Here is a 23582-nt window from a genome sequence, read left to right on the forward strand (position 1 = left end):
CTACATGGGTTTTGCATTTCCCTGTAGGAGCTGTCGAGCGAAGCGAGGCTGCGATCTTTAACAGTCGACGCAGATTCAGATCAATCGTCGCTGATGGTGATGTTCGGCATTGCCGGTGTCGCCGCTTCCTGCAACACAATTCGCGCGCCAACGTGGCGGGCGAGTTCCTGGTACATCAGCGCTATCGGGCTGTCCGGCTCGGCGATCACCGTTGGCTTGCCGCCATCGGCCTGCTCGCGGATGGCCATTGCCAGCGGCAACGACGCCAGCAGTTCGACGCCATATTGATTGGCCAGCTTCACCCCGCCACCTTCACCGAACAGATGCTCGGCATGCCCGCAGTTCGAGCAGATGTGCACGGCCATGTTCTCCACCACGCCCAGCACCGGAATGTTGACCTTGCGGAACATCTCCACGCCTTTGCGCGCGTCGAGCAGCGCCAGGTCTTGCGGGGTGGTAACGATGACGGCCCCGGCCACCGGTACTTTCTGCGCCAGGGTCAACTGGATGTCACCGGTGCCTGGCGGCATGTCGATGACCAGGTAATCCAGGTCGCCCCAAGCGGTTTGCGTGACCAGCTGCAACAACGCGCCGGAGACCATCGGCCCGCGCCAGACCATCGGCGTGTTGTCGTCGGTCAGGAAGGCCATGGACATCACTTCGACGCCATGGGATTCGATCGGCACGAACCATTTCTGATCCTTGACCTTCGGTCGGGTGCCTTCGGGAATGCCGAACATGATGCCCTGACTAGGACCATAGATGTCCGCATCGAGAATCCCGACCTTGGCGCCTTCACGGGCCAGGGCCAATGCGAGGTTGGCAGCGGTGGTGGATTTGCCCACGCCGCCCTTGCCAGACGCCACGGCCACCACGTTCTTGACGTTGGCCAGGCCCGGAATCTGTGCCTGGGCCTTGTGCGCGGCGATCACACTGGTGATATCAACGCGAGCGCCCGTCACGCCGTCGAGGCCTTCGATCGCCATTTGCAGCATCTGCGACCAGCCACTTTTGAACAGACCGGCGGCGTAACCCAGCTCCAGCTGAACGCTGACGCGATCGCCCTGGATGTCGATGCTGCGCACGCACCCGGCGCTGACCGGGTCCTGGTTCAGGTAAGGGTCGGTGTATTGGCGAAGGACGGCTTCCACCGCTGCGCGATTGACGACGCTCATGGGCAACTCCGATAGCAAGACTGGAAAATCAGGCGGGTATCGTACCTGTTCTCTCGCACGGACGGCATGCTTTCAGGATGTGACAAATAACCCATGGTCGAATGCGACCTGTAGCAGCTGGCGCAGCCTGCGTTCGGCGGCGCAGCCGTCGTGAATCCGGGAAACTCGGACTACCTGAAACACCGCGGTGCCTGGTTTTACGACGGCTTCGCCGCCGAACGCAGGCTTCGCCAGCTGCTACACGGCACTGTGATGGCCAGTCGCGGGGGTGAAAAATATGCGCCGGCGCTTTATAGTGGCCGACCTCCGTTTCATCAAGTAGCCGAGCCCCATGTCCGAGCCACGCAAGATCCTCGTCACCAGCGCCCTGCCCTATGCCAATGGTTCGATCCATCTTGGCCACATGCTGGAATATATCCAGACCGATATGTGGGTGCGCTTCCAGAAGCACCGCGGCAACCAATGCATTTATGTCTGCGCCGACGACGCTCACGGTTCGGCCATCATGCTGCGCGCGGAAAAGGAAGGCATCACCCCGGAACAACTGATCGCCAACGTCCAGGCTGAACACAGCGCCGACTTTGCCGAGTTCCTGGTGGACTTCGACAACTTCCACTCCACTCACGCTGAAGAAAACCGTGAGCTGTCGAGCCAGATCTACCTGAAGCTGCGCGACGCCGGGCACATCGCCCAGCGCTCGATCACTCAGTACTTCGACCCGGAAAAGAAAATGTTCCTGGCCGACCGCTTCATCAAGGGCACCTGCCCGAAGTGCGGCACCGAAGACCAGTACGGCGACAACTGCGAAAAATGCGGTGCGACCTACGCGCCGACTGACCTGAAGGATCCGAAGTCCGCGATCTCTGGCGCCACCCCGGTGCTCAAGGATTCCCAACACTTCTTCTTCAAGCTGCCGGACTTCCAGGAAATGCTGCAGGCCTGGACCCGCAGCGGCACCCTGCAAGACGCCGTGGCCAACAAGATCGCCGAATGGCTGGATGCCGGCCTGCAACAGTGGGACATCTCCCGCGATGCGCCGTACTTCGGTTTCGAAATTCCTGACGAGCCAGGCAAATACTTCTACGTCTGGCTGGACGCACCGATCGGCTACATGGCCAGCTTCAAGAACCTCTGCGACCGCACGCCGGAACTCGATTTCGACGCGTTCTGGGGCAAGGACTCCACCGCCGAGCTGTACCATTTCATCGGCAAGGACATCGTCAACTTCCACGCCCTGTTCTGGCCAGCGATGCTTGAAGGCGCCGGTTTCCGTAAACCGACCGGCATCAACGTGCACGGCTACCTGACCGTCAACGGTCAGAAAATGTCCAAGTCCCGCGGCACCTTCATCAAGGCGCGGACTTACCTGGATCACCTGTCGCCAGAATACCTGCGCTACTACTACGCGGCCAAGCTGAGCCGTGGCGTCGATGACCTGGACCTGAACCTCGAAGACTTCGTGCAGAAGGTCAACTCCGACCTGGTCGGCAAAGTCGTCAACATCGCCAGCCGTTGCGCCGGATTCATCCACAAAGGCAACGCCGGTGTGCTGGTGGCCGGTAACGCCGCGCCGGAACTGACCGAAGCCTTCCTCGCCGCAGCGCCAAGCATTGCCGAGGCCTACGAGGCTCGCGACTTCGCCCGTGCCATGCGCGAGATCATGGGCCTGGCCGACCGTGCCAACGCCTGGATCGCCGACAAGGCACCGTGGTCGCTGAACAAACAGGAAGGCAAGCAGGACGAAGTCCAGGCCATCTGCGCTTTGGGCGTGAACCTGTTCCGCCAACTGGTGATCTTCCTCAAACCGGTCCTGCCGTTGCTGGCCGCCGACGCCGAGGCGTTCCTGAACGTCGCGCCGCTGACCTGGGACGATCACGCGACCTTGCTCAGCAACCATCAGTTGAATGAGTTCAAGCCGTTGATGACCCGTATCGACCCGGTAAAAGTGCAAGCCATGAGCGACTCCTCGAAAGAAGACCTGACCGCCAGCGCAACCGACACGGGTGACGCTGCTCCTGCCGGCAACGGCGAACTGGCCAAGGATCCGCTGTCGCCGGAAATCGACTTCGACGCCTTCGCCGCTATCGACCTGCGCGTAGCCCTGATCCTCAAGGCCGAACACGTGGAAGGCGCTGACAAACTGCTGCGCCTGACCCTGGACATCGGTGACGAGCAACGCAACGTTTTCTCCGGGATCAAGAGCGCTTATCCGGATCCGTCCAGGCTCAATGGTCGTCTGACCATGATGATCGCCAACCTCAAGCCACGGAAAATGAAGTTCGGCATCTCCGAAGGCATGGTGATGGCGGCGGGCCCTGGCGGTGAAGAAATCTACCTACTCAGCCCCGACAGCGGCGCCAAGCCGGGTCAGCGCATCAAGTAAGGTTGTGCGGTAAACCGATCCCACAGTCGTGCCTGGCGCGACTGTGGGATTTTCATGTCTGGCCCATACTATCTCTCAACTCCGGCCTCACCTTGTAGGAGCTGTCGAGTGAAACGAGGCTGCGATCTTTTGATCCTGCTTTTTTAAAGATCAAGATCAAAAGATCGCAGCCTCGTTTCACTCGACAGCTCCTACAGAGTCAACATCAGCCTAACGATTTGTGGATACGGACGATCAGGTAGACAGATCATGACCGAACTGCTTCTTACGCTTATCAGCGCTGCCCTGATCAACAACCTCGTGTTGCACTGGCCGCTGGGCGTCGATCCGCTGTTGGGCAGCGAGCGCGATCAGGTTCATGCCTTGGGCATTGCGACGACGTGCCTGATGCTGATTGTCGGCCTGTTGAGCTACTCGGCTTATTACTGGCTGCTGGTGCCGCTGGAACTGACGTCCCTGCGCCTTTTCGTGTTCCTGCCCTTGAGCGTTCTGCTGATTGGCCCACTGCTGAAGCTGCTGTCGCGGTTACTGCCCAAGCTTGCGTTCGATGGCCTCTGGCCTTTGCTGCTGGGCAACGCGGGTGTGCTGGGGCTGACATTGCTCAACGCCCAGGACGACAAAGGATTCTTTCACGCCACTGCCCTGTGCCTTGGTGCCGGGCTGGGTTTCTGGCTGGTGCTGAGCCTGTTTAGTGACTTGCGCCAGCGCACCCTCGATAACGATGTCCCCCTGCCCTTTCGTGGCCTGCCGATCGAGTTGATCGGCGCCGGACTGATCGCAGTGGCTTTTCTCGGATTCAGCGGGCTGATCAAAACATGAGTCTGATTCAACGCATCGACGCCCTCTTGCCGCAGACCCAATGCGGCAAGTGCGGCCACCCCGGATGCAAACCGTACGCCGAAGGCATCGCCAGCGGCGAGCCGATCAACAAGTGCCCGCCGGGCGGCAGCGAAACCATCGCGGCGCTGGCGGACTTGCTGAAAGTGCCGGTGCTGGAACTGGACATCAGTCGCGGTTCGGCACCGGCGCAGATCGCCTATATTCGTGAAGCGGAGTGTATTGGCTGCACCAAATGCATCCAGGCTTGCCCGGTGGATGCGATTGTCGGCGCGGCGAAATTGATGCACACGGTGATCGTCGACGAATGCACCGGTTGCGACCTGTGCGTCGCGCCCTGCCCGGTGGACTGCATCGAGATGCGGCCACTGCCCTTGGCCACGGTAATGCCGATTGTCGGTGGCTTGGCGTTCAGCCTTGAGGAACAACGGGCGCGCACCGTCAAACGCAATCATGCGCGGCGGCGCTTCGAACAACGCAACGCCCGCTTGCGTCGCGAAGAAGAACAGAAACTCGCCGAACGTCAGGCCCGCGCCCAACGCGCCGTGCCGCACACCGAAGTGACGACGCTCGACCCGGTTCAGGCTGCGCTTGAGCGGGTGCGTGCGCAGAAAGCGGCGAACGCCGATGCAGCGCTGAAAAAAGCCAAGATCGATGTGGCGATGAGTCGCGCGCAACTGAACAAGTCGCTCAAGGCCTTCGGACATCCGCCGACCTTCGAGCAACAGTCGCAACTGATCGTGCTGCAACAGCAGTTCGAAGCGGCGGAGCAAGCCTTGGCGCAACTGGAAAGCAGCGCGCCGCCGGTGCCGACCAAGCCCGTCGTTCCAGCGAAAAATGCAGAACTGAATCGAGCAAAGATCCAGCTGGCCATGCGCCGCGCCGAACTCAACAAAGCGCGAACCAGCGAAGCAGCGGCTGAACAGATTGCAGCGCTGGAACTCGCGGTGAAAGAAGCCGAGCGCCAGGTGGATGCCCATGCCGCCCCTTGAATCGGTAGACGAACGCCTTCAGCAGGCGATGAAGCTGGTGTTGCTGGCCACTGTGCCGGGGATGCTGGTGCTGTTCTGGTTGTATGGCTGGGGCGTGTTGATCAACCTGATTCTGGCAGCCGTTACCGCATTGGCCGTTGAATCCGCGGTGTTGCAACTGCGCAAGCGATCCATCAAACCGACCCTGAGCGACGGCAGCGCCCTGGTCAGCGCGACATTGCTGGCACTGGCCTTGCCGCCTTATTGCCCATGGTGGCTGACAGTCAGTGCGGCGGCGTTCGCGCTGCTTGGCAAACACCTCTACGGCGGCGTCGGCAAGAATCCGTTCAACCCGGCGATGCTCGGTTTTGCCCTGGTGATGGTGACCTTTCCCCAGCAGATGACCCTCTGGCCGTCATCGCACGGCATGAATCTGCTCGATGGCTTGCAGCAGGTCTTCGGCTTCGGCCAGGCGCCAGATGCCTGGGTCCAGGCCACGGCGCTGGACAGTCTGCGGATCAATAAAAGCCTGACCATGGACGAACTGTTCGCAGGCAACCCGGCGTTTGGCCATTTCGGCGGACGCGGTGTGGAATGGGTCAACCTGGCCTTTCTCGCCGGTGGCGCGTTCCTTCTGCAACGGCGGGTGTTCACTTGGCATGCCCCGGTCGGCATGCTCGCCAGTCTGTTCATCATCAGCCTGCTGTGCTGGAACGGTTCGGGCTCCGACTCCCATGGCTCGCCGCTGTTTCATCTGCTCACAGGCGCGACCATGCTGGGTGCATTCTTTATTGCCACCGAGCCGGTGTCCGGCGCGAAAAGCCCCGGCGCCCGACTGCTGTTCGGCGCTGGAGTGGGATTACTCACCTACCTGATCCGAACCTGGGGCGGTTATCCGGACGGCGTGGCGTTCGCTGTGCTGCTGATGAACCTTTGTGTCCCAGCGCTTGAGCGGTTTGTCGCGTCAAGGCAGGAACAGGTGGCCCCATGAATCGAGCGACGAGTGTTTTGATTCTGGTGCTGCTGGCCGGACTGGGGATTGGCGCGACGTACTTTGTGCAATACGCCAGCGAACCACGCATCAGCGCGCAACAGCGCTTGATCGACAGCCGCAACCTGCTGGACCTGCTACCGCCGGACAGCTACGACAATCAACCGCTGGATCAGAAACTCGACCTCGAAACCATCCCCTTGGCCAACAGCACACTGCTGGGCGGCTATCTGGCGACCCAGGCCGGCCAACCTCGCGCGGTGTTGTTGCGCAGCCAGACCCTGGGCTACGAGGGTGCCATCGAACTGCTGATCGCCATCGATGCACACGGTAAGTTGCTGGGGGTCAAAACCCTCAAGCAATCGGAAACGCCTGCGCTGGGCGGCAAGATCGCCGAGTGGCCCAATGCCTGGCTTCAGGCATTTACCGGCAAGTCTCGAAACGACCCTGGTGACACGGGCTGGGCCTTGAAAAAAGATCAGGGCCAATTCGATCAGATCGCGGGCGCGACCATCACTTCAAGAGCGGTGATCAGCGCCGTCCATGACGCGTTGCGCTACTTCGATGAACACCCGCAACAGTTGATCGGGAGCGAGGCTCATGAGTAAGTCATCGACGTTGCGCAACTCTCTGATGCTTGCGCCTCTGGTCGGCGCTACGGACGCCTGGCAGACGGCCCTCGGCCTGTGGCTGATGTTCTTGGTGGTGATCAATGCTTATGACGTCAGCATGGCCGCCTTGCGATCACGGCTGAGCCCGTCCACCCGCTTGCTTGCCAGCCTCCTGCTGGCGGCCACGTTGACCAGTTGCGCGGAACTTGCCGCCCAGGTCTTGTCACTTCAATGGCATCAGCACATGGGGATCTATGCAGGATTGATCGCCGTGCAATGCCTGGTGCTGGAACACACCGGTTTTTTCCAGGAACCACGACTTGATCGCCTGCGCTTGTGCGGCCTGTTCGGCGCGCTGATGGTAGGCCTCGGCCTGCTGCGTGAGGTCATCGGCAACGGCGGCCTGCACCTGGCCACGCTGGTCCCGGGCGGATTCATTCTCCTGGGACTGCTGATCGCCGCCTGGCAGGCCTGGCACCGCCCGACTCCCTCACACTGACCGATTTCGAGGAAACGCACTGTCCATGAATGCCGCAAAACGCCTGGAAATTTTCCGCAGGTTTCACGAAGACAACCCGGAGCCGAAGACCGAACTGGCCTATTCCTCGCCGTTCGAATTGCTGATTGCCGTCATTCTTTCCGCCCAGTCGACGGATGTCGGCGTGAACAAGGCCACTGCAAAACTCTACCCGGTGGCCAATACGCCGGCGGCGATTTATGCCTTGGGCGTTGAAGGGCTGTCGGAATACATCAAGACCATCGGCCTGTTCAACAGCAAAGCGAAAAACGTGATCGAAACCTGCCGCTTGCTGGTAGAGCGCCATGGCGGCGAAGTACCGCAGACCCGAGAGGAACTTGAGGCGCTGCCCGGCGTCGGTCGCAAGACTGCCAACGTGGTGCTCAATACCGCTTTTCGGCAACTGACCATGGCCGTGGACACTCACATTTTCCGGGTCAGCAACCGCACGGGCATTGCGCCGGGCAAGAACGTGGTTGAGGTGGAGATGAAGCTGATGAAGTTTGTCCCCAAGCAATACCTGCTCGATTCCCACCACTGGCTGATCCTGCATGGACGCTACACTTGCCTGGCGCGCAAGCCTCGCTGCGGGAGCTGCCGGATCGAAGACCTGTGCGAATACAAGCAAAAGACCTCGGACGATTGAGGCACTATTAGATTTATTGATCCATCGATTGAAAAAATCTTTTTTACCCGCCGGGAGTTTGTCGATATAAGGAGCGCCAAAGGCAGTCTTAGCCTGGAGTTAACCTTATGAGCACTGGCAAAGAGCAATTGGACGTAGAAGACGACTTCACACCCGTTGAGGCCGATGACGCTGAACCGGTGGTTGAAGTGGCGAAGACCAACCTGAGCAAACGCCGCACCATCGACAATCTGCTGGAGGAGCGCCGACTGCAAAAGCAATTGGCCGATTACGATTTTGACCTATGACACCTAAAAGCCTCCCGAAACGGAGGCTTTTTACTAAGTGCCAATGCCGGGTGTTCACCCTTTCATCGCTCCTCGTCAATCGCCAGTGCGCTCAGACCAGTCCATTGCGTTGAGCCAGCTCAATCAGGTCGACCAAGGACCGAGCATTGAGTTTTAACAACAGGCGTGTCTTGTAGGTGCTGACCGTTTTATTGCTGAGAAACATACCATCGGCGATCTCCTTGTTTGTCTTTCCCCTGGCCAACTGCTGCAGCACCATCATTTCGCGCCCGGACAGACGATCCACCATATCGGCCTCACTGGCATTCCCGAGACTGGAGCGAACGGTATGCAGCGCTTGATTCGGAAAGTAACTGTAGCCAGAGAGTACGGCTTTTATCGCACTGAGCAATTCAGTGAGATCCTGTTGTTTGCAGACATATCCGGCGGCACCCGATTGCATGCACCGCATGGAAAAATGTCCGGGTGCCTGAGAGGTCAATATCAGCACTTTGAGAGGCATTGCCGTCGAAGTCAGGCGCGCGATGACTTCAAGCCCGTCCAGCTTCGGTATTCCAATATCCAGAATGACAATATCCGGCATAAGTTCGCGAGCAAGTTGTAGCGCATCCACGCCATTATCTGTTTCTGCAATGACTTCGTAGCCATGACGCTCCATCAGCATACGTACCGCAAGACGAATGACGGGGTGATCATCCACGATCAGCACTTTATTCATGGGCAAGTCCAATTTCGCTGTTCGAATTTTTAGAGCCCGCACAATAGCCTAGTCGTTTCATCCATGGCATGCCGCCCCCCTCGGCCACCCGCACCGAGAGACATTCCCTACAAACAAGAAGGATATGTCTTACAAAAAACAGACGAATACTGTGTGTCTTAAATTTTACCGCCCCGTCAGCGATGTGTTTTCAAAACTGTTTTTGTATCGATTTACATCAGGTAATCAAAGAAACCGAAAGCTGACCGAGGGATCCGGCAAGCGCTGCCGATTGAGCTACGCTTAAAAAGTAACCGATATTGTCGAACCGACATTCACACCAGATAGTTAAACACTTAACTTACCCACTAAACCCACTGCAACAACCCTCACACCAAGCAACACTTCAAAAACAGCAACAACCTTACAACTATAAAAACCAGAACAACAAAAAACACCCACCTCACAAACAATACAGCTACTATGACACCCATCAAGAAAACAACTAAAAGGACACCACAAAAACAGCAACCGACTTACCCTGCCACACCTTCAATTACCAACACCCGGAACTTCACTATCAACCCATCGAGAAAAGATAATCTTTCATGAGCAAACAACATGAACAAATTCAAAACAAGAATTACCAACCCCATGACCATCATTGCGATATTTGCGACCCTGTCTGAAACTTCAGCCGCTGTCTCTCTTCCCTTTCTTGGCAATGAGGAACGAGAGATCTATATCTGGTTCCTTATCAGCTTCCCTTTTTACTTGCTCTTCCTGTTCTTCGTCACACTTAACTTCAACTATAGATCGCTTTACGCGCCCTCTGATTTTGAAAAAGGAAAGCATTTCATAAGGGCCATGAGCGATATCGATCAACCACAAGGTGGCACACCTGAGCCGTTGATTGAGCATCACGTACGCTCAACGGTGCTGCTAAAGGATCTGCACATCGTCGACGCACGATGGATGAGCAGCAAAATGGATTTCAACACCCTGATGGAAAAGGTCCAGCAACCACAGGAAAACCCTGCGCGCGTGATCGTGTTTCTCACGTGTACAGATTCAGAGGCATTGCTGAAGGAAGGCGCACACAAGCATTCGAAACAAACAAAGAAACGCAACAGCACTGCGTTCTGGGTTGCCTACAATTTGAGCTCACATGGCATGACGATGATGGCTTGAGTGCCCATGGCAGAAGACAGCTCTCGAAGGGCAATCGGAGGGCAAAAGCAGACAAAAGCGTATTTGGAACAACAACAAGAAAGTTGAAACATGATGCCCGGCAGGAAAAATCCCTCTTTCAGAAATGTGGCCTTGTCACCGACAAGGCCACATTTCCATTACCGTCGTTGCAGCTTCAAAGGTCTCAGAAAAGCTTCCGGCCTTTGTTTGCAGCAATGCGCATGCGCAAGGCGTTGAGCTTGATAAAGCCCGCCGCGTCGGCTTGGTTGTAGGCGCCGCCGTCTTCTTCGAAGGTCGCGATGTTGGCATCGAACAACGATTCGTCGGACTTGCGACCGGTGACGATCACATTGCCCTTGTACAGCTTCAGGCGCACAACGCCGTTCACGTGTGCCTGGGACGCATCGATCATCTGTTGCAGCATCAGACGCTCAGGGCTCCACCAGTAACCGGTGTAGATCAGGCTGGCGTATTTAGGCATCAGCTCGTCTTTGAGGTGAGCCACTTCGCGGTCCAGGGTGATCGATTCGATCGCACGGTGAGCGCGCAGCATGATGGTGCCGCCAGGAGTTTCGTAGCAGCCACGGGACTTCATGCCCACGTAACGGTTCTCGACGATGTCGAGACGGCCGATACCGTGTTCGCCACCGATACGGTTCAGGGTCGCCAGCACGGTGGCCGGAGTCATTTCGACGCCGTCCAGTGCCACGATGTCGCCGTTGCGGTAGGTCAGTTCCAGGTACTGCGCCTTGTCTGGAGCCTTCTCCGGGGAGACGGTCCATTTCCACATGTCTTCTTCGTGCTCGGTCCAGGTGTCTTCCAGCACGCCGCCTTCATAGGAGATGTGCAGCAGGTTGGCATCCATCGAGTACGGGGATTTTTTCTTGCCGTGACGCTCGATCGGGATGTTGTGCTTTTCAGCATAATCCATCAGCTTTTCACGGGAGAGCAGGTCCCACTCGCGCCAAGGGGCGATCACTTTCACGCCTGGCTTGAGTGCGTAGGCGCCCAGTTCGAAACGAACCTGATCGTTGCCCTTGCCGGTGGCGCCGTGGGAAATGGCGTCAGCGCCGGTTTCGTTGGCGATTTCGATCAGGCGTTTGGCGATCAACGGACGAGCGATGGAAGTACCCAGCAGGTACTCGCCTTCGTAAACGGTGTTGGCGCGGAACATCGGGAAAACGAAATCACGCACGAATTCTTCGCGCAGATCGTCGATGTAGATCTCTTTCACGCCCATGGCCTGAGCCTTGGCGCGTGCAGGTTCGACCTCTTCGCCCTGACCCAGGTCAGCGGTAAAGGTCACCACTTCACAGTTATAAGTATCCTGCAGCCACTTGAGGATCACCGAAGTGTCCAGGCCGCCGGAATACGCCAGAACGACCTTGTTTACGTCCGCCATGCCATCACTCCACGGGGTTCTACGGAAAGCCGTGAAGTCTACCGGTCATACGGAATAATTTACAGAGGCGCGACAGCTTATGACGACGAAGCGACAGATTCTGTCGAACGCGCGACGATGACCGGCGAGTCAGGAAGTAGCCGGTGTGCTGCCCGTAGCGACTTGAGGCGCGACTTTCTCGGTCGGCGCTACCCGTTCCAGGCGCACGGCGACCCGGCGATTTTTCGCACGGTTGCTGGCGTTGGTGTTCGGCGCCACAGGATAACGCTCACCGTGGAAACGCATGGTGATCTGCGATTCCTGGATGCCATTGGCCTTGAAATAGTCCATGACCGCCAGCGCCCGGCGGCGTGACAGCTCGCGGTTGGTCAGGCGATTGCCGCTGTTGTCTGAGTGCCCGTCGAGTTCGATGTGATTGACCGTCGGATCCGCCTTCATGAACTCCAGCATCACCTGCAGCTGCGCCTTGGCTTGCGGATCGAGATCCACGCCTTCACCCGGGAAGCCTATCTCGGACTGTTTGACCTGCTCGAAATTCTTCGGCAGCAGTTTCGCAACGCAGCTCTGATAGTCGTTGAAGGCCTTGCTGAACTTGACCGGCAGCAGGCGCACTTCAGACACGCGGCCATCGCCAGAGGAATGCCGGATGACCGGGCTGCGGCCGTCCATCAACCCGCTGATCAGGCGCCCGGCCTGAACCTGCGAACTGTTGAACAAGACGTTGCCGCTGCCGATTCTCACCGAACCCAGGTTGATGTCGCCACGTCCCGGTTGCCACGGCGCAGCGGCCGCCAGCAAGGTCGCGGAACCGCCGCCGATCATCGCGTTGTAGGCTTTGAGACGAAACGTCGCCTGCTCGCCGGCGCGGCGCACGAATTCACCCGACCCGAAATCGGTGATCGGTTGAGTCAGGCGGCATTCGAACTTGTCACCTTCGACCGTCCACTCGATGCTCTCCAGACGCGTCTGGAAAGTGAGCGCCATCGCAGGGAGGCTGGCAAACACACTGAGCAAGGCTAAATAACGCTGGCGCACGGGAGGCTCCACTGGCTTCTACAACAAAAAGACCGATACACATATTTACGGCATACCTGTTGGATATCGGAAGCTTCCTGCAAAACTTGATAGCGAGTGCCTGAGAGAGTCTTTTCCGGTAGCATTCCCCAGAGTTTGACCCGCCTGGAATCCCCTCATGTCCGACCGCCTGACCCTGCTGCGTCCCGACGACTGGCATATTCATCTTCGCGATGGTGCTGTGTTGACCAATACCGTTGCGGATGTCGCGCGCACCTTTGGTCGCGCCATCATCATGCCCAACCTGGTACCTCCGGTGCGTAACGCCGCTGAAGCCGACGGCTATCGCCAGCGGATTCTCGCTGCACGCCCGGCCGGCAGTCGTTTCGAACCGTTGATGGTGCTGTACCTGACCGACCGCACCCAGCCCGACGAAATTCGCGAGGCCAAGGCCAGCGGTTTTGTCTACGCCGCCAAGCTGTACCCGGCCGGCGCGACCACCAACTCGGACTCTGGCGTCACCAGTATCGACAAGATCTTCCCTGCACTCGAGGCCATGGCCGACGTCGGGATGCCCTTGCTGATTCACGGTGAAGTCACCCGTGGCGACGTCGACGTGTTCGACCGCGAAAAAATCTTCATCGATGAGCACATGCGTCGTGTGGTCGAGCGTTTCCCGACGCTCAAAGTGGTGTTCGAACACATCACCACCGCAGACGCCGTGCAGTTCGTCAACGAGGCTTCGGCCAACGTTGGCGCGACCATCACCGCGCATCACCTGCTGTACAACCGCAACCACATGCTGGTGGGCGGGATTCGGCCGCACTTCTATTGCCTGCCGATCCTCAAGCGCAACACCCATCAGGAAGCCCTGCTAGATGCCGCCACCAGCGGCAGCGACAAGTTCTTCCTCGGCACCGACTCGGCACCCCATGCCCAGCACGCCAAAGAAGCGGCTTGCGGTTGTGCCGGTTGCTACACCGCTTATGCGGCAATCGAGATGTACGCCGAAGCCTTCGAACAACGCAATGCGCTGGACAAGCTCGAAGCCTTCGCCAGCCTCAACGGCCCGCGCTTCTATGGCCTGCCGGCGAACACCGATCGCATCACCCTGGTCCGCGATGAGTGGACCGCCCCAACCAGCCTGCCATTTGGCGAGCTGACCGTAATCCCGCTGCGCGCCGGTGAAAAACTGCGCTGGCGCCTGCTGGAGGAACACGCGTGAGTGAAGACCATTTCGACGACGAACAGGACGGTCAAGGCGGCGGAGGTGGTTCGCGCCACCCGATGGCCGAGCGCTTCCGTGGATACCTGCCAGTTGTTGTCGACGTTGAAACCGGTGGTTTCAACTCTGCCACTGACGCCTTGCTGGAAATCGCCGCGACCACCATCGCCATGGATGAAAAAGGGTTTGTGTACCCCGATCACACCTATTTCTTCCGCGTCGAGCCTTTTGAAGGCGCGAACATTGAAGCGGCTGCGCTGGAATTCACCGGAATCAAGCTCGATCATCCGCTGCGTATGGCAGTGAGCGAAGAAGCGGCCCTGACCGATATCTTCCGTGGCATCCGCAAGGCCCTGAAAGCCAACGGCTGCAAACGAGCGATCCTGGTCGGGCACAACAGCAGCTTCGACCTGGGCTTCCTCAACGCTGCTGTCGCGCGTCTGGACATGAAACGTAACCCGTTTCATCCGTTCTCCAGCTTCGATACCGCGACCCTCGCCGGCCTGGCTTACGGTCAAACCGTACTGGCCAAGGCTTGCCAGGCGGCGGACATCGACTTTGACGGTCGCGAGGCTCACTCGGCTCGCTACGACACCGAGAAAACGGCCGAGCTGTTCTGCGGCATCGTCAATCGCTGGAAACAAATGGGCGGCTGGGAAGACTTCAACGACTGATGTGGAGCGAGCCTGCTCGCGATGCAGGCGACGCGGTTTAACATGAAGATCGCGTCATCGTTCATCGCCAGCGAGCCGGCTCCTACAGAGACCTGCGTTTCTTCCGCCCATAAAAAAACCGGCCTCAGCGGCCGGTTTTTTTATGCCTCGAACGTGCCTTACAGCGCAGCAGCGTGCTCGGTCAGGTAAGCCGCGACGCCTTCGGTCGAAGCGGTCATGCCTTTGTCGCCTTTTTTCCAGTTGGCAGGGCAAACTTCGCCGTGCTCTTCGTGGAATTGCAGAGCGTCGACCAGACGGACCAGCTCTTCAATGTTACGGCCCAGCGGCAGGTCGTTGATGATCTGCGAACGGACAACGCCTTTGTCGTCGATCAGGAACGCGCCACGGAAAGCCACGCCGCCTTCGGACTCAACGTCGTAGGCCTTGGCGATTTCGTGCTTGATGTCGGCAGCCATGGTGTAACGGACTTCGCCGATACCGCCATTGTTGACCGGGGTGTTGCGCCATGCGTTGTGGGTGAAGTGCGAATCGATCGACACGGCGATCACTTCAACGTTGCGTGCCTTGAAGTCAGACATGCGGTTGTCCAGAGCGATCAGCTCGGACGGGCAAACGAAGGTGAAGTCCAGCGGGTAGAAGAACACCAGGCCGTATTTGCCTTTGATGGCCGACGACAGGGTGAAGCTATCTACGATTTCGCCATTGCCGAGTACGGCCGGTACGGTGAAGTCAGGGGCTTGCTTGCCTACGAGTACGCTCATTGAATATCTCCTGGTCTATTAACGTGAAGAACTGGGTTCGCGTCAGCCTGCCACCCTCAGGCGACAGCCCTGTGACACGACCCCCTTCGCAAGGACCGACCATCATACACGGCGTATTTGAGCTGTCTTCAACGGTTTTTCATCGACGCCCCAAATAGCCCACCGCGGCAGGTAATGGCAGATCGCTAGATGAAAACCGTTCGTCAGTCATACCCGCTTATAACGCGAAGCTTTCAGAAAGCACTTTGACAATCATTCTCGTTAACATTAAGATCCATCGCAACTGAGTCACCACCAGCGACGGTTCTTAGCTTATGTATGTCTGCCTCTGCACTGGCGTCACCGACGGTCAAATCCGCGATGCAATCTATGAAGGATGCTGCAGCTACAAGGAAGTACGTCAGGCGACTGGCGTAGCCAGCCAATGCGGTAAATGCGCCTGCCTTGCCAAGGAAGTGGTGCGTGAAACCCTGACCAAATTGCAATCGGCCCAGGCCGCGATCCCTTTCCCTGTAGAATTTACTGCAGCGTAAATACCCTATTCCAAAGAACCGGACTTGATGTCCGGCTTTTTTATGCCTGAAAATCAACTGCTTACGCTCTAGACGCGGAACACAAACATTCTTATTCCGATTAATTTTCACTTAAGTTTCAATAACTTAGGTTTGACACTCTTAGTTGTGCGGCTCAAACTCGGCCTTATAGACAGCTAATACAGGGCAGGACCCCATCATGAAAGGCGACATTACAGTCATCCAGCATCTCAACAAGATCCTTGCCAATGAGCTGGTCGCGATCAATCAATACTTTCTGCATGCGCGCATGTATGAAGATTGGGGTCTGAATAAGCTCGGCAAGCACGAATACCACGAATCCATCGATGAGATGAAACACGCGGACAAGCTGATCAAGCGCATCCTGTTCCTCGAAGGCCTGCCGAATGTCCAGGACCTGGGCAAGCTGCAGATCGGCGAACACACCCAGGAAATGCTTGAGTGCGACCTGCGTATCGAAAAAACCGGTCATGCCGACCTCAAGGTTGCCATCGCTCATTGCGAAACCGTTGGCGACTTCGGTAGCCGTGAATTGCTCGAAGACATTCTTGAATCCGAAGAAGAACATATCGACTGGCTGGAAACCCAACTGGGCCTGATCGATAAAATCGGTCTTGAGAACTATCTGCAATCGCAGATGGGCGAAGACGAGTAAGTTAGCACCCGCTAAATTCGAGACAATAAAAAGCCCCGCTCTCTTTTAAGGAGGCGGGGCTTTTTTATTAACCGCTCTTGTAGGAGCGATGCTTGCTCGCGAAGAACGATGATGCGGTATTTCCTGATAGACCGAGGTGCCCTATTCGCGGGCAAGCCTCGCTCCTACAGAGGAAACCGGTTTAGGCTTCGGTCTTGGCTGCTGCGGCTTCAACAGCGGCCTTGATCGTGGTCTGCAACGAACCGTCAGCAGCCATCTCGGTCATGATGTCGCTACCGCCCTGTAGGAGCTGTCGAGTGCAACGAGGCTGCGATCCTGGCGATAGCAGCAGCGACATCGACATAACTTCCCAAGCGCAATAAAAAGCCCCGCTCCTCTTTCGAGGGCGGGGCTTTTAGTTGCTGGAGATCAAAAGATCGCAGCCTCGTTGCACTCGACAGCTCCTACAGGGGAGCCAATCGGTTTAGGCTTCTGTCTTGGCAGCTGCGGCTTCAACAGCTGCCTTGATCGTGGTCTGCAACGAACCGTCAGCAGCCATCTCGGTCATGATGTCGCTACCGCCCTGTAGGAGCTGTCGAGTGCAACGAGGCTGCGATCCTGGCGATGGCAGCAGCGACATCGACATAACTTATCAAGCGCAATAAAAAGCCCCACTCCTCTTTCGAGGGGCGGGGCTTTTTAGTTGCTGGAGATCAAAAGATCGCAGCCTCGTTGCACTCGACAGCTCCTACAGGGGAGCCAATCGGTTTAGGCTTCGGTCTTGGCTGCTGCGGCTTCAACAGCGGCCTTGATCGTGGTCTGCAACGAACCGTCAGCAGCCATCTCGGTCATGATGTCGCTACCGCCGACCAGCTCACCACCGACCCACAGTTGCGGGAAGGTTGGCCAGTTGGCGTACTTTGGCAGGTTGGCGCGGATTTCCGGGTTCTGCAGGATGTCCACGTACGCAAACTTTTCACCACATGCCATCACGGCCTGCGCGGCTTTCGCGGAGAAGCCACACTGCGGGGCATTCGGCGAACCTTTCATGTAAAGCAGAATGGTGTTGTTAGCAATCTGCTCTTTAATCGTTTCGATGATATCCATGGAGCACCTCGGCTGAACTTTCCGACTCAAGGGTCGGCACGGTGGCGCATTGTAACGGAAACCCGAGCGCCATGCTCGGTCTCCCCGACAGACACAATCAAGCCGCCGCCACGGTCACCGGCACACCATTCAACGCCGCGTTCCCCGACAACTCGTCGAGCTGACATTCATCGGTCAGGTCATTGGCGCTGGAGCCGGGCTGGCTACTGGCGATCGTCATCTGCACGCCCGGGCGTGCATGGCCCCAACCGTGTGGGAGGCTGACCACGCCTTTCATCATCTCCAGGCTGGCGACCACTTCAACTTCGATCACGCCGACTCGCGAACTGACCCGCACGCGCTGCCCATCGCCGAGCCCCCGGCTGGCCAGGTCGTCCGGGTGCATCAACAATTGATGGCGCGGCTTGCCCTTCACCAGGCGGTGGTAGTTGTGCATCCACGAGTTGTTGCTGCGCACATGGCGACGACCAATCATCAACAATTCATCGGCGGCCGGTGCTTGCAGTGCGGCGAAGCGCGCCAGGTCGGCAAGGATGACAGCGGGCGCAGCCTGGACTCGCTGGTTGGCGGTTTTCAGACGCGCGGCCAGATTGGATTTGAGCGCGCCCAGATCGACGCCATGCGGGTGATCGAACAGCGTTGCGAGCGAAAGCTTGTGTTCAGAGGCATCACCATAAAGCCCCATCCGCAGACCACGATCGATCATCTGCGCCGGTGGAATGGTCGGTTTCAGTTCCTTGCCGGTCTTCGCCGCAAAGGCCTGGGCCAGGCCGACAAAGATCTCCCAGTCATGCAACGCGCCTTCGGGTTTGCCCAGGATCGCCCGGTTGAAACGGGTCACGTTGCGCACCGCAAACATATTGAACGTGGTGTCGTAGTGATCGTTTTCCAGCGCCGAGGTCGACGGCAGGATCAAGTCGGCATAGCGCGTGGTTTCGTTGATGTACAGGTCAATGCTGACCATGAACTCCAGGCCGTCCAGCGCTTGTTCCAGTTGCCGGCCATTGGGTGTGGACAGCACCGGATTTCCGGCCACGGTGATCAGCGCACGAACCTGCCCTTCCCCACCCGTCAGCATCTCTTCCGCCAGGGCCGACACCGGCAACTCGCCGCCGTACTCGGGACGCCCGGACACCCGGCTCTGCCACAGATTGAAATGCCCGCCCGACGTCGAGGCCACCAGGTCCACCGCCGGTTCGGTGCACAACGCACCGCCGACGCGGTCGAGGTTGCCGGTGACCAGGTTGATCAATTGCACCAGCCAATGGCACAGCGTGCCGAAGGCCTGGGTCGACACGCCCATCCGGCCATAGCAGACCGCGGTCGGCGCTGCGGCGAAATCCCGGGCCAGTTGGCGAATCTGCTCTGCCGGTACCGCACACAAAGGGCTCATGGTGTCGGCGGTGAATGTAGCGATCGCCTGACGGACTTCATCCAGACCGTCCACTGGCAAATGACTGTCGCGGGTCAGGCCCTCAGCGAACAACGTATTGAGCAACCCGAACAACAACGCCGCATCGCCACCGGGGCGCACGAACAGATGCTGATCGGCAATCGCAGCCGTTTCACTGCGGCGCGGATCAACCACCACCACTTTGCCGCCCCGGGCCTGAATTGCCTTCAGGCGCTTCTCCACGTCCGGCACCGTCATGATGCTGCCGTTGGAGGCCAGAGGGTTGCCGCCGAGTATCAGCATGAAATCTGTGTGATCGATGTCCGGGATCGGCAACAGCAAGCCGTGGCCGTACATCAAATGGCTGGTCAGGTGATGAGGCAATTGATCGACCGAGGTCGCGGAAAACCGGTTGCGGGTTTTCAGCAGGCCCAGGAAGTAATTGCTGTGGGTCATCAACCCATAGTTGTGCACGCTGGGGTTGCCTTGATAGACCGCCACCGCGTTCTGCCCGTGATGCTCCTGAATGGCCGCCAGACGTTCAGCGACCAGATTGAACGCGTCGTCCCACTCGATAGGCTGCCATTCGCTGCCCACGCGCAGCATCGGCTGACGCAGGCGATCCGGATCGTTCTGAATGTCCTGCAAGGCAACCGCCTTGGGGCAGATGTGCCCACGGCTGAACGTATCCAGCGGATCGCCTTTGATTGAGGTGATCTGCACGCCGCTGTTTTCGACCTCGGTGGTTTCGATGGTCAGGCCGCAGATGGCTTCACACAGGTGGCAAGCACGGTGATGGAGAGTCTTGGTCATGGCCAGTCTCTGTTTTGTTCTGGGCGGGCAATATCGGCCGCGGGAACAAAACTATGGCGCGTGACCCGCTACGGCGCCAGCGACGTTCGTCTTGTGAATCGGCGACCATCAGGCCAGCCGATGACCGCGCACGATCAATTCGGCGGCAGCCCGGGCGGAGCGTGCAACTGGATCTCTTGTATGGTTTCGATCTGTTCCTGGGCGACATGTACGCCGGTGAGCTCGCCGATCAGTCGCCAGTGTTCGTCGAGCCCGGTGCTGATGGTTGCCATGCGGTCGATCATGCGTCGACCGGCCGCCTTGGTCACTTCGTCGTCACTGCGCATCAATTCGAAGGACATCGACGTCATGGAAGCGGTGAGGTGGGTCAGAGAACGGGCCGTGAGGCCAAGTAAATCCATTAACAGCTGTTCTTTCGATTCCATTCCGAAGGCTTCCTGCATCATTCGTGAGTTAGTTATAACCCAGCACTTTGCATTAGCAAATGTTTCATCCTGGACAGTGACAGCCGGAACCGTGAATAACCGACAAGGCACGAGCGACTTTGTCAAAACATGCGTCCGACATGGCGGACACACCCCATGAAATCTCACTGAGGCTGAGAAATCTTCGACGCCTTCTTTTTAAGAGGTGAGGTCAATGCCGTCCATATTCCCCCGACAGCGAGCCAGAGCATGACGCCGGACCCGATCAGGATGATAGCTTTCTGGTTTGCGAGGATGCCCAGTTGATGAGGCTCGGCTTGATAGACCTGCAAAGCAATATCAATGACGCTCACCACGGTGAACCATGCGACCACCAGGGCAGCTCCATGCTTCAGGTCGGGCGTCGATCGGGCGAGTAGCGAAGCCCCCAGATAGATTCCAATTGCAACCAATCCCCCCATTACCAAAAACTGGGTCGAATCAATCTGCAATCGCGTCATCCTTGAAATTCTTCACGCCGATAAAAGCGCCGAAGATAGCACCCACCACTGCGCTCGGAACGCCAGGGTAAATCGTGCTTGCGATTATCGCGAAGCCCATGACTGTAGAAATCACTGCCATATCGAACGCCGGTGAAACACGACGAAGACGTGTCAGGCCAGTGTGTCCTGTTTTATTGATCGCCATTCAGCGCTCCCTCCCTGGGAGTGTTTGATTTTACTCAGTCGAGAATCCGCAACGGGGCAGATATTACCTGAGCGCAACCCGATACCCGGCACCTGAAAACGTAACAGTAAACAACGTCGCGACAGTAAAAGTGGCGATTAACGCCGCGCCGCTGTGGACAGAGAGCTGTGTTCAACGGGCCTGACACGCTTTGCCGGATAGCGCGCCAGGCACGGCATTTATTGCAATCGGGCTTGGGCACCGTGTACAAATGCTGCTCTCGACCTGCGCAACATGGATCAGCGCCACAGCGCATACGTCGAACGGTTGTATAGCCTGAAACATGCTGGAAGCCGTAAAAATAGCCACCTATTGGAAAAACGCGACATTTAATGTCAAGATCGCGCCTTCCCCTATTTCGTCGCCCCGTGCGGCTTACGCCGCAGGTCTCGCCCGTTTTTCAGTTAAACAAGGCTTTGAGTATCTGCGGTCTGTTGCAAAAAGGTAGTCAATGATGAGCGCAAGGCACTTTCTCTCCCTGATGGATTGCACGCCCGAAGAGCTGGTCAGCGTGATCCGTCGAGGCGTTGAGCTCAAGGACCTGCGTAACCGCGGCGTACTGTTCGAGCCTCTGAAAAACCGCGTACTCGGGATGATTTTCGAGAAATCCTCGACCCGCACCCGTATCTCCTTCGAAGCCGGCATGATCCAGCTCGGTGGCCAGGCCATTTTCCTGTCGCCACGCGACACGCAACTGGGCCGTGGCGAGCCGATCGGCGACGCTGCCATTGTCATGTCGAGCATGCTCGATGCGGTGATGATCCGTACGTTTTCCCACAGCACGCTGACTGAATTCGCCGCCAATTCGCGCGTCCCGCTGATCAACGGTCTGTCCGATGACCTGCACCCGTGCCAGTTGCTGGCCGACATGCAAACCTTCCTCGAACATCGCGGCTCGATCCAGGGCAAGACCGTGGCCTGGATCGGCGACGGCAACAACATGTGCAACAGCTATATAGAAGCGGCGATCCAGTTCGACTTCCAGTTGCGCATCGCCTGCCCTGAAGGTTTTGAACCCAACCCGCAATTCCTGGACAAGGCCGGTGATCGCGTGACCATCGTCCGCGATCCGAAGGAGGCTGTGCGCGGCGCCCATCTGGTGAGCACCGACGTCTGGACCTCCATGGGCCAGGAAGAAGAAACCGCCAAGCGCCTGAAGCTGTTCGCGCCGTACCAGGTCACCCGCGCCCTGCTCGACCTGGCGGCCGAAGATGTGCTGTTCATGCACTGCCTGCCGGCCCACCGTGGCGAGGAAATCAGCCTCGACGTACTCGATGACAAGCGCTCCGTCGCCTGGGATCAAGCGGAAAACCGTCTTCACGCACAAAAGGCCCTGCTCGAGTTTCTCGTCCCGCCTTCGTACCATCACGCATGAGCCATCCATTACTGCTTAACCTGCGCAACCTCGCCTGCGGCTATCAAGACCAGCGAGTGGTGCAGAACCTCAACCTGCATTTGAATGCCGGCGATATCGGTTGCCTGCTGGGCTCTTCGGGCTGTGGCAAGACGACGACCCTGCGGGCGATTGCCGGTTTTGAACCGGTGCACGAAGGCGAAATCACCTTGGCGGGTGAGACCATTTCCCGCGCCGGTTTCACCCTCGCCCCGGAGAAACGCCGGATCGGCATGGTGTTCCAGGACTACGCGCTGTTTCCGCATTTGAGCGTGGCCGAGAACATCGCCTTCGGGATCCGTAAGCACCCGCAAAAGGATCGCGTCACCGAAGAACTGCTGGAACTGGTCAATCTGAAAAACCTTGGCAAGCGCTTCCCGCATGAGTTGTCCGGTGGCCAGCAACAGCGTGTCGCACTGGCCCGCGCACTGGCGCCGGAACCGCAATTGCTGTTGCTCGACGAACCGTTCTCCAACCTCGATGGCGAACTGCGGCGCAAGCTCAGCCATGAGGTGCGCGACATTCTCAAGGCCCGTGGCACCAGCGCGATTCTGGTGACCCACGACCAGGAAGAAGCCTTCGCAGTGAGCGATCACGTCGGGGTGTTCAAGGAAGGCCGGCTGGAACAATGGGACACGCCCTACAACCTGTATCACGAACCGCTGACGCCTTATGTGGCCAGCTTCATTGGCCAGGGTTATTTCATCCGCGGCCAGTTGAGCAGCCCGGAGTCGGTGCAGACCGAACTGGGTGAGTTGCGCGGCAATCGTGCCTATACCTGGCCAGTGGGCGGCGCGGTGGACGTGTTGCTGCGCCCGGACGACATTGTTTATGCGCCCGACAGCGGTTTGAAGGCGCGGATTGTCGGCAAGTCCTTCCAGGGTGCGTCGACGTTGTATCGTTTGCAGCTGCCGACCGGTGCGCAGCTGGAGTCGATCTTCCCGAGCCATGTTGATCATCTGGTGGGTGCCGAGGTGGGTATTCGAGTCGCGGCTGAACACCTTGTATTGTTCCAGGCATCAGGCAGCACGGCCGCGCAGATTCCGACTGTAGAGTCCGGTGTCCGCCGCTACGCCACCGCCAGCTGATTCAGAAACCTGTAGGAGCGAGGCTTGCCCGCGAAGGCGTCGTGTCAGTCGAAACCTTCTTTGGCAG

The 23582-nt window shown here is 58.1% G+C and carries 24 protein-coding genes and 3 pseudogenes; 15 read left to right on the forward strand and 12 right to left on the reverse strand.

Annotation, left to right across the window (positions count from 1 at the left end):
* Positions 1-80: 80 nt before the first annotated feature.
* Entirely contained in the window at positions 81-1175 is a 1095-nt protein-coding gene (apbC, locus tag ACA049_RS24315) for an iron-sulfur cluster carrier protein ApbC (protein ID WP_497330453.1), read from the reverse strand.
* 331 nt (positions 1176-1506) lie between these two features.
* Between apbC and metG the strand changes: the two genes are divergently transcribed.
* From metG to ACA049_RS24355, 8 genes and pseudogenes are all read left to right on the forward strand, one after another.
* A complete protein-coding gene (gene metG / locus ACA049_RS24320) occupies positions 1507-3558 on the forward strand; it encodes a methionine--tRNA ligase (protein WP_497330455.1) in 2052 nt (683 codons plus the stop codon).
* A gap of 249 nt (positions 3559-3807) precedes the next feature.
* Positions 3808-4377 (forward strand): Rnf-Nqr domain containing protein, encoded by a 570-nt coding sequence (locus tag ACA049_RS24325; protein WP_497330457.1) that lies wholly within the window; start codon positions 3808-3810, stop codon positions 4375-4377.
* A gap of 17 nt (positions 4378-4394) precedes the next feature.
* Positions 4395-4769: pseudogene (gene rsxB / locus ACA049_RS24330) on the forward strand (electron transport complex subunit RsxB); the annotation flags it as partial.
* Between the two features lie 604 nt (positions 4770-5373).
* A complete protein-coding gene (locus ACA049_RS24335) occupies positions 5374-6357 on the forward strand; it encodes an RnfABCDGE type electron transport complex subunit D (RefSeq protein WP_497330459.1) in 984 nt (327 codons plus the stop codon).
* Positions 6354-6965 (forward strand): RnfABCDGE type electron transport complex subunit G, encoded by a 612-nt coding sequence (locus tag ACA049_RS24340; RefSeq protein ID WP_497330461.1) that lies wholly within the window; start codon positions 6354-6356, stop codon positions 6963-6965. The genes ACA049_RS24335 and ACA049_RS24340 overlap by 4 nt, the downstream gene beginning before the upstream one ends.
* Positions 6958-7467, forward strand: a complete 510-nt coding sequence (locus ACA049_RS24345; RefSeq protein ID WP_497330463.1) for an Rnf-Nqr domain containing protein — start codon at positions 6958-6960, stop codon at positions 7465-7467. Before ACA049_RS24340 ends, ACA049_RS24345 begins: the two co-directional genes overlap by 8 nt.
* A gap of 25 nt (positions 7468-7492) precedes the next feature.
* A complete protein-coding gene (gene nth / locus ACA049_RS24350) occupies positions 7493-8131 on the forward strand; it encodes an endonuclease III (RefSeq protein ID WP_497330465.1) in 639 nt (212 codons plus the stop codon).
* A gap of 107 nt (positions 8132-8238) precedes the next feature.
* A complete protein-coding gene (locus ACA049_RS24355; RefSeq protein ID WP_007898493.1) occupies positions 8239-8418 on the forward strand; it encodes a PA3496 family putative envelope integrity protein in 180 nt (59 codons plus the stop codon).
* A gap of 91 nt (positions 8419-8509) precedes the next feature.
* On the opposite strand, the gene ACA049_RS24360 is transcribed toward ACA049_RS24355, so the two are convergent.
* Positions 8510-9136, reverse strand: coding sequence for a response regulator transcription factor (locus ACA049_RS24360; protein WP_007943575.1), 627 nt, complete (start codon positions 9134-9136; stop codon positions 8510-8512).
* A gap of 600 nt (positions 9137-9736) precedes the next feature.
* Between ACA049_RS24360 and ACA049_RS24365 the strand changes: the two genes are divergently transcribed.
* On the forward strand, positions 9737-10306 hold the full coding sequence (locus ACA049_RS24365; RefSeq protein WP_497330467.1) for a hypothetical protein: 570 nt from the start codon (positions 9737-9739) through the stop codon (positions 10304-10306).
* A gap of 184 nt (positions 10307-10490) precedes the next feature.
* On the opposite strand, the gene ACA049_RS24370 is transcribed toward ACA049_RS24365, so the two are convergent.
* On the reverse strand, positions 10491-11708 hold the full coding sequence (locus ACA049_RS24370) for an argininosuccinate synthase (protein WP_007898502.1): 1218 nt from the start codon (positions 11706-11708) through the stop codon (positions 10491-10493).
* A 129-nt stretch (positions 11709-11837) separates the two neighbouring features.
* Positions 11838-12743, reverse strand: a complete 906-nt coding sequence (locus ACA049_RS24375; RefSeq protein ID WP_497330469.1) for a flagellar protein MotY — start codon at positions 12741-12743, stop codon at positions 11838-11840.
* A gap of 157 nt (positions 12744-12900) precedes the next feature.
* Here ACA049_RS24375 and pyrC point away from each other — a divergent pair, with 157 nt between their 5' ends.
* Both pyrC and rnt read left to right on the forward strand, forming a co-directional pair.
* Positions 12901-13947, forward strand: coding sequence for a dihydroorotase (pyrC, locus tag ACA049_RS24380; protein ID WP_497330471.1), 1047 nt, complete (start codon positions 12901-12903; stop codon positions 13945-13947).
* Positions 13944-14621 (forward strand): ribonuclease T, encoded by a 678-nt coding sequence (rnt, locus tag ACA049_RS24385; RefSeq protein WP_064679478.1) that lies wholly within the window; start codon positions 13944-13946, stop codon positions 14619-14621. The genes pyrC and rnt overlap by 4 nt, the downstream gene beginning before the upstream one ends.
* 158 nt (positions 14622-14779) lie before the next feature.
* Here the strand turns inward: rnt and ACA049_RS24390 are convergent, their stop codons facing one another.
* Positions 14780-15382: a peroxiredoxin gene (locus ACA049_RS24390; RefSeq protein WP_128605461.1), complete on the reverse strand. Its 603-nt coding sequence runs from the start codon at positions 15380-15382 to the stop codon at positions 14780-14782.
* A 314-nt stretch (positions 15383-15696) separates the two neighbouring features.
* Between ACA049_RS24390 and ACA049_RS24395 the strand changes: the two genes are divergently transcribed.
* Together ACA049_RS24395 and bfr are read left to right on the forward strand one after the other, a co-directional pair.
* Positions 15697-15915 (forward strand): bacterioferritin-associated ferredoxin, encoded by a 219-nt coding sequence (locus ACA049_RS24395; protein ID WP_007943567.1) that lies wholly within the window; start codon positions 15697-15699, stop codon positions 15913-15915.
* A 199-nt stretch (positions 15916-16114) separates the two neighbouring features.
* Complete coding sequence (gene bfr, locus ACA049_RS24400) at positions 16115-16591, forward strand: bacterioferritin (RefSeq protein WP_461976357.1); 477 nt, start codon at positions 16115-16117, stop codon at positions 16589-16591.
* A 181-nt stretch (positions 16592-16772) separates the two neighbouring features.
* Here the strand turns inward: bfr and ACA049_RS24405 are convergent.
* The 7 genes and pseudogenes from ACA049_RS24405 to ACA049_RS24435 form a co-directional block, all read right to left on the reverse strand.
* A pseudogene (locus ACA049_RS24405) lies at positions 16773-16877 on the reverse strand (Grx4 family monothiol glutaredoxin); the annotation flags it as partial.
* Between the two features lie 177 nt (positions 16878-17054).
* Positions 17055-17159, reverse strand: a pseudogene (locus ACA049_RS24410) (Grx4 family monothiol glutaredoxin); the annotation flags it as partial.
* A gap of 179 nt (positions 17160-17338) precedes the next feature.
* Entirely contained in the window at positions 17339-17677 is a 339-nt protein-coding gene (grxD, locus tag ACA049_RS24415) for a Grx4 family monothiol glutaredoxin (protein ID WP_149419066.1), read from the reverse strand.
* Between the two features lie 97 nt (positions 17678-17774).
* Positions 17775-19883, reverse strand: a complete 2109-nt coding sequence (locus ACA049_RS24420; protein WP_497330474.1) for a molybdopterin oxidoreductase family protein — start codon at positions 19881-19883, stop codon at positions 17775-17777.
* A gap of 134 nt (positions 19884-20017) precedes the next feature.
* Positions 20018-20308: a PlzR type 4 pili assembly inhibitor gene (plzR, locus tag ACA049_RS24425; RefSeq protein WP_497330476.1), complete on the reverse strand. Its 291-nt coding sequence runs from the start codon at positions 20306-20308 to the stop codon at positions 20018-20020.
* 164 nt (positions 20309-20472) lie between these two features.
* Positions 20473-20799, reverse strand: coding sequence for a hypothetical protein (locus ACA049_RS24430; RefSeq protein WP_497330478.1), 327 nt, complete (start codon positions 20797-20799; stop codon positions 20473-20475).
* Positions 20789-20995, reverse strand: coding sequence for a hypothetical protein (locus ACA049_RS24435; RefSeq protein WP_497330480.1), 207 nt, complete (start codon positions 20993-20995; stop codon positions 20789-20791). The genes ACA049_RS24430 and ACA049_RS24435 overlap by 11 nt, the downstream gene beginning before the upstream one ends.
* Before the next feature lie 493 nt (positions 20996-21488).
* Here ACA049_RS24435 and argF point away from each other — a divergent pair, with 493 nt between their 5' ends.
* Both argF and ACA049_RS24445 read left to right on the forward strand, forming a co-directional pair.
* Complete coding sequence (argF, locus tag ACA049_RS24440; RefSeq protein WP_497330482.1) at positions 21489-22409, forward strand: ornithine carbamoyltransferase; 921 nt, start codon at positions 21489-21491, stop codon at positions 22407-22409.
* Entirely contained in the window at positions 22406-23515 is a 1110-nt protein-coding gene (locus ACA049_RS24445; protein ID WP_497330484.1) for an ABC transporter ATP-binding protein, read from the forward strand. Before argF ends, ACA049_RS24445 begins: the two co-directional genes overlap by 4 nt.
* The last annotated feature ends 67 nt before the right edge of the window (positions 23516-23582 follow it).

Source organism: Pseudomonas sp. LBUM1662, from assembly GCF_059695915.1.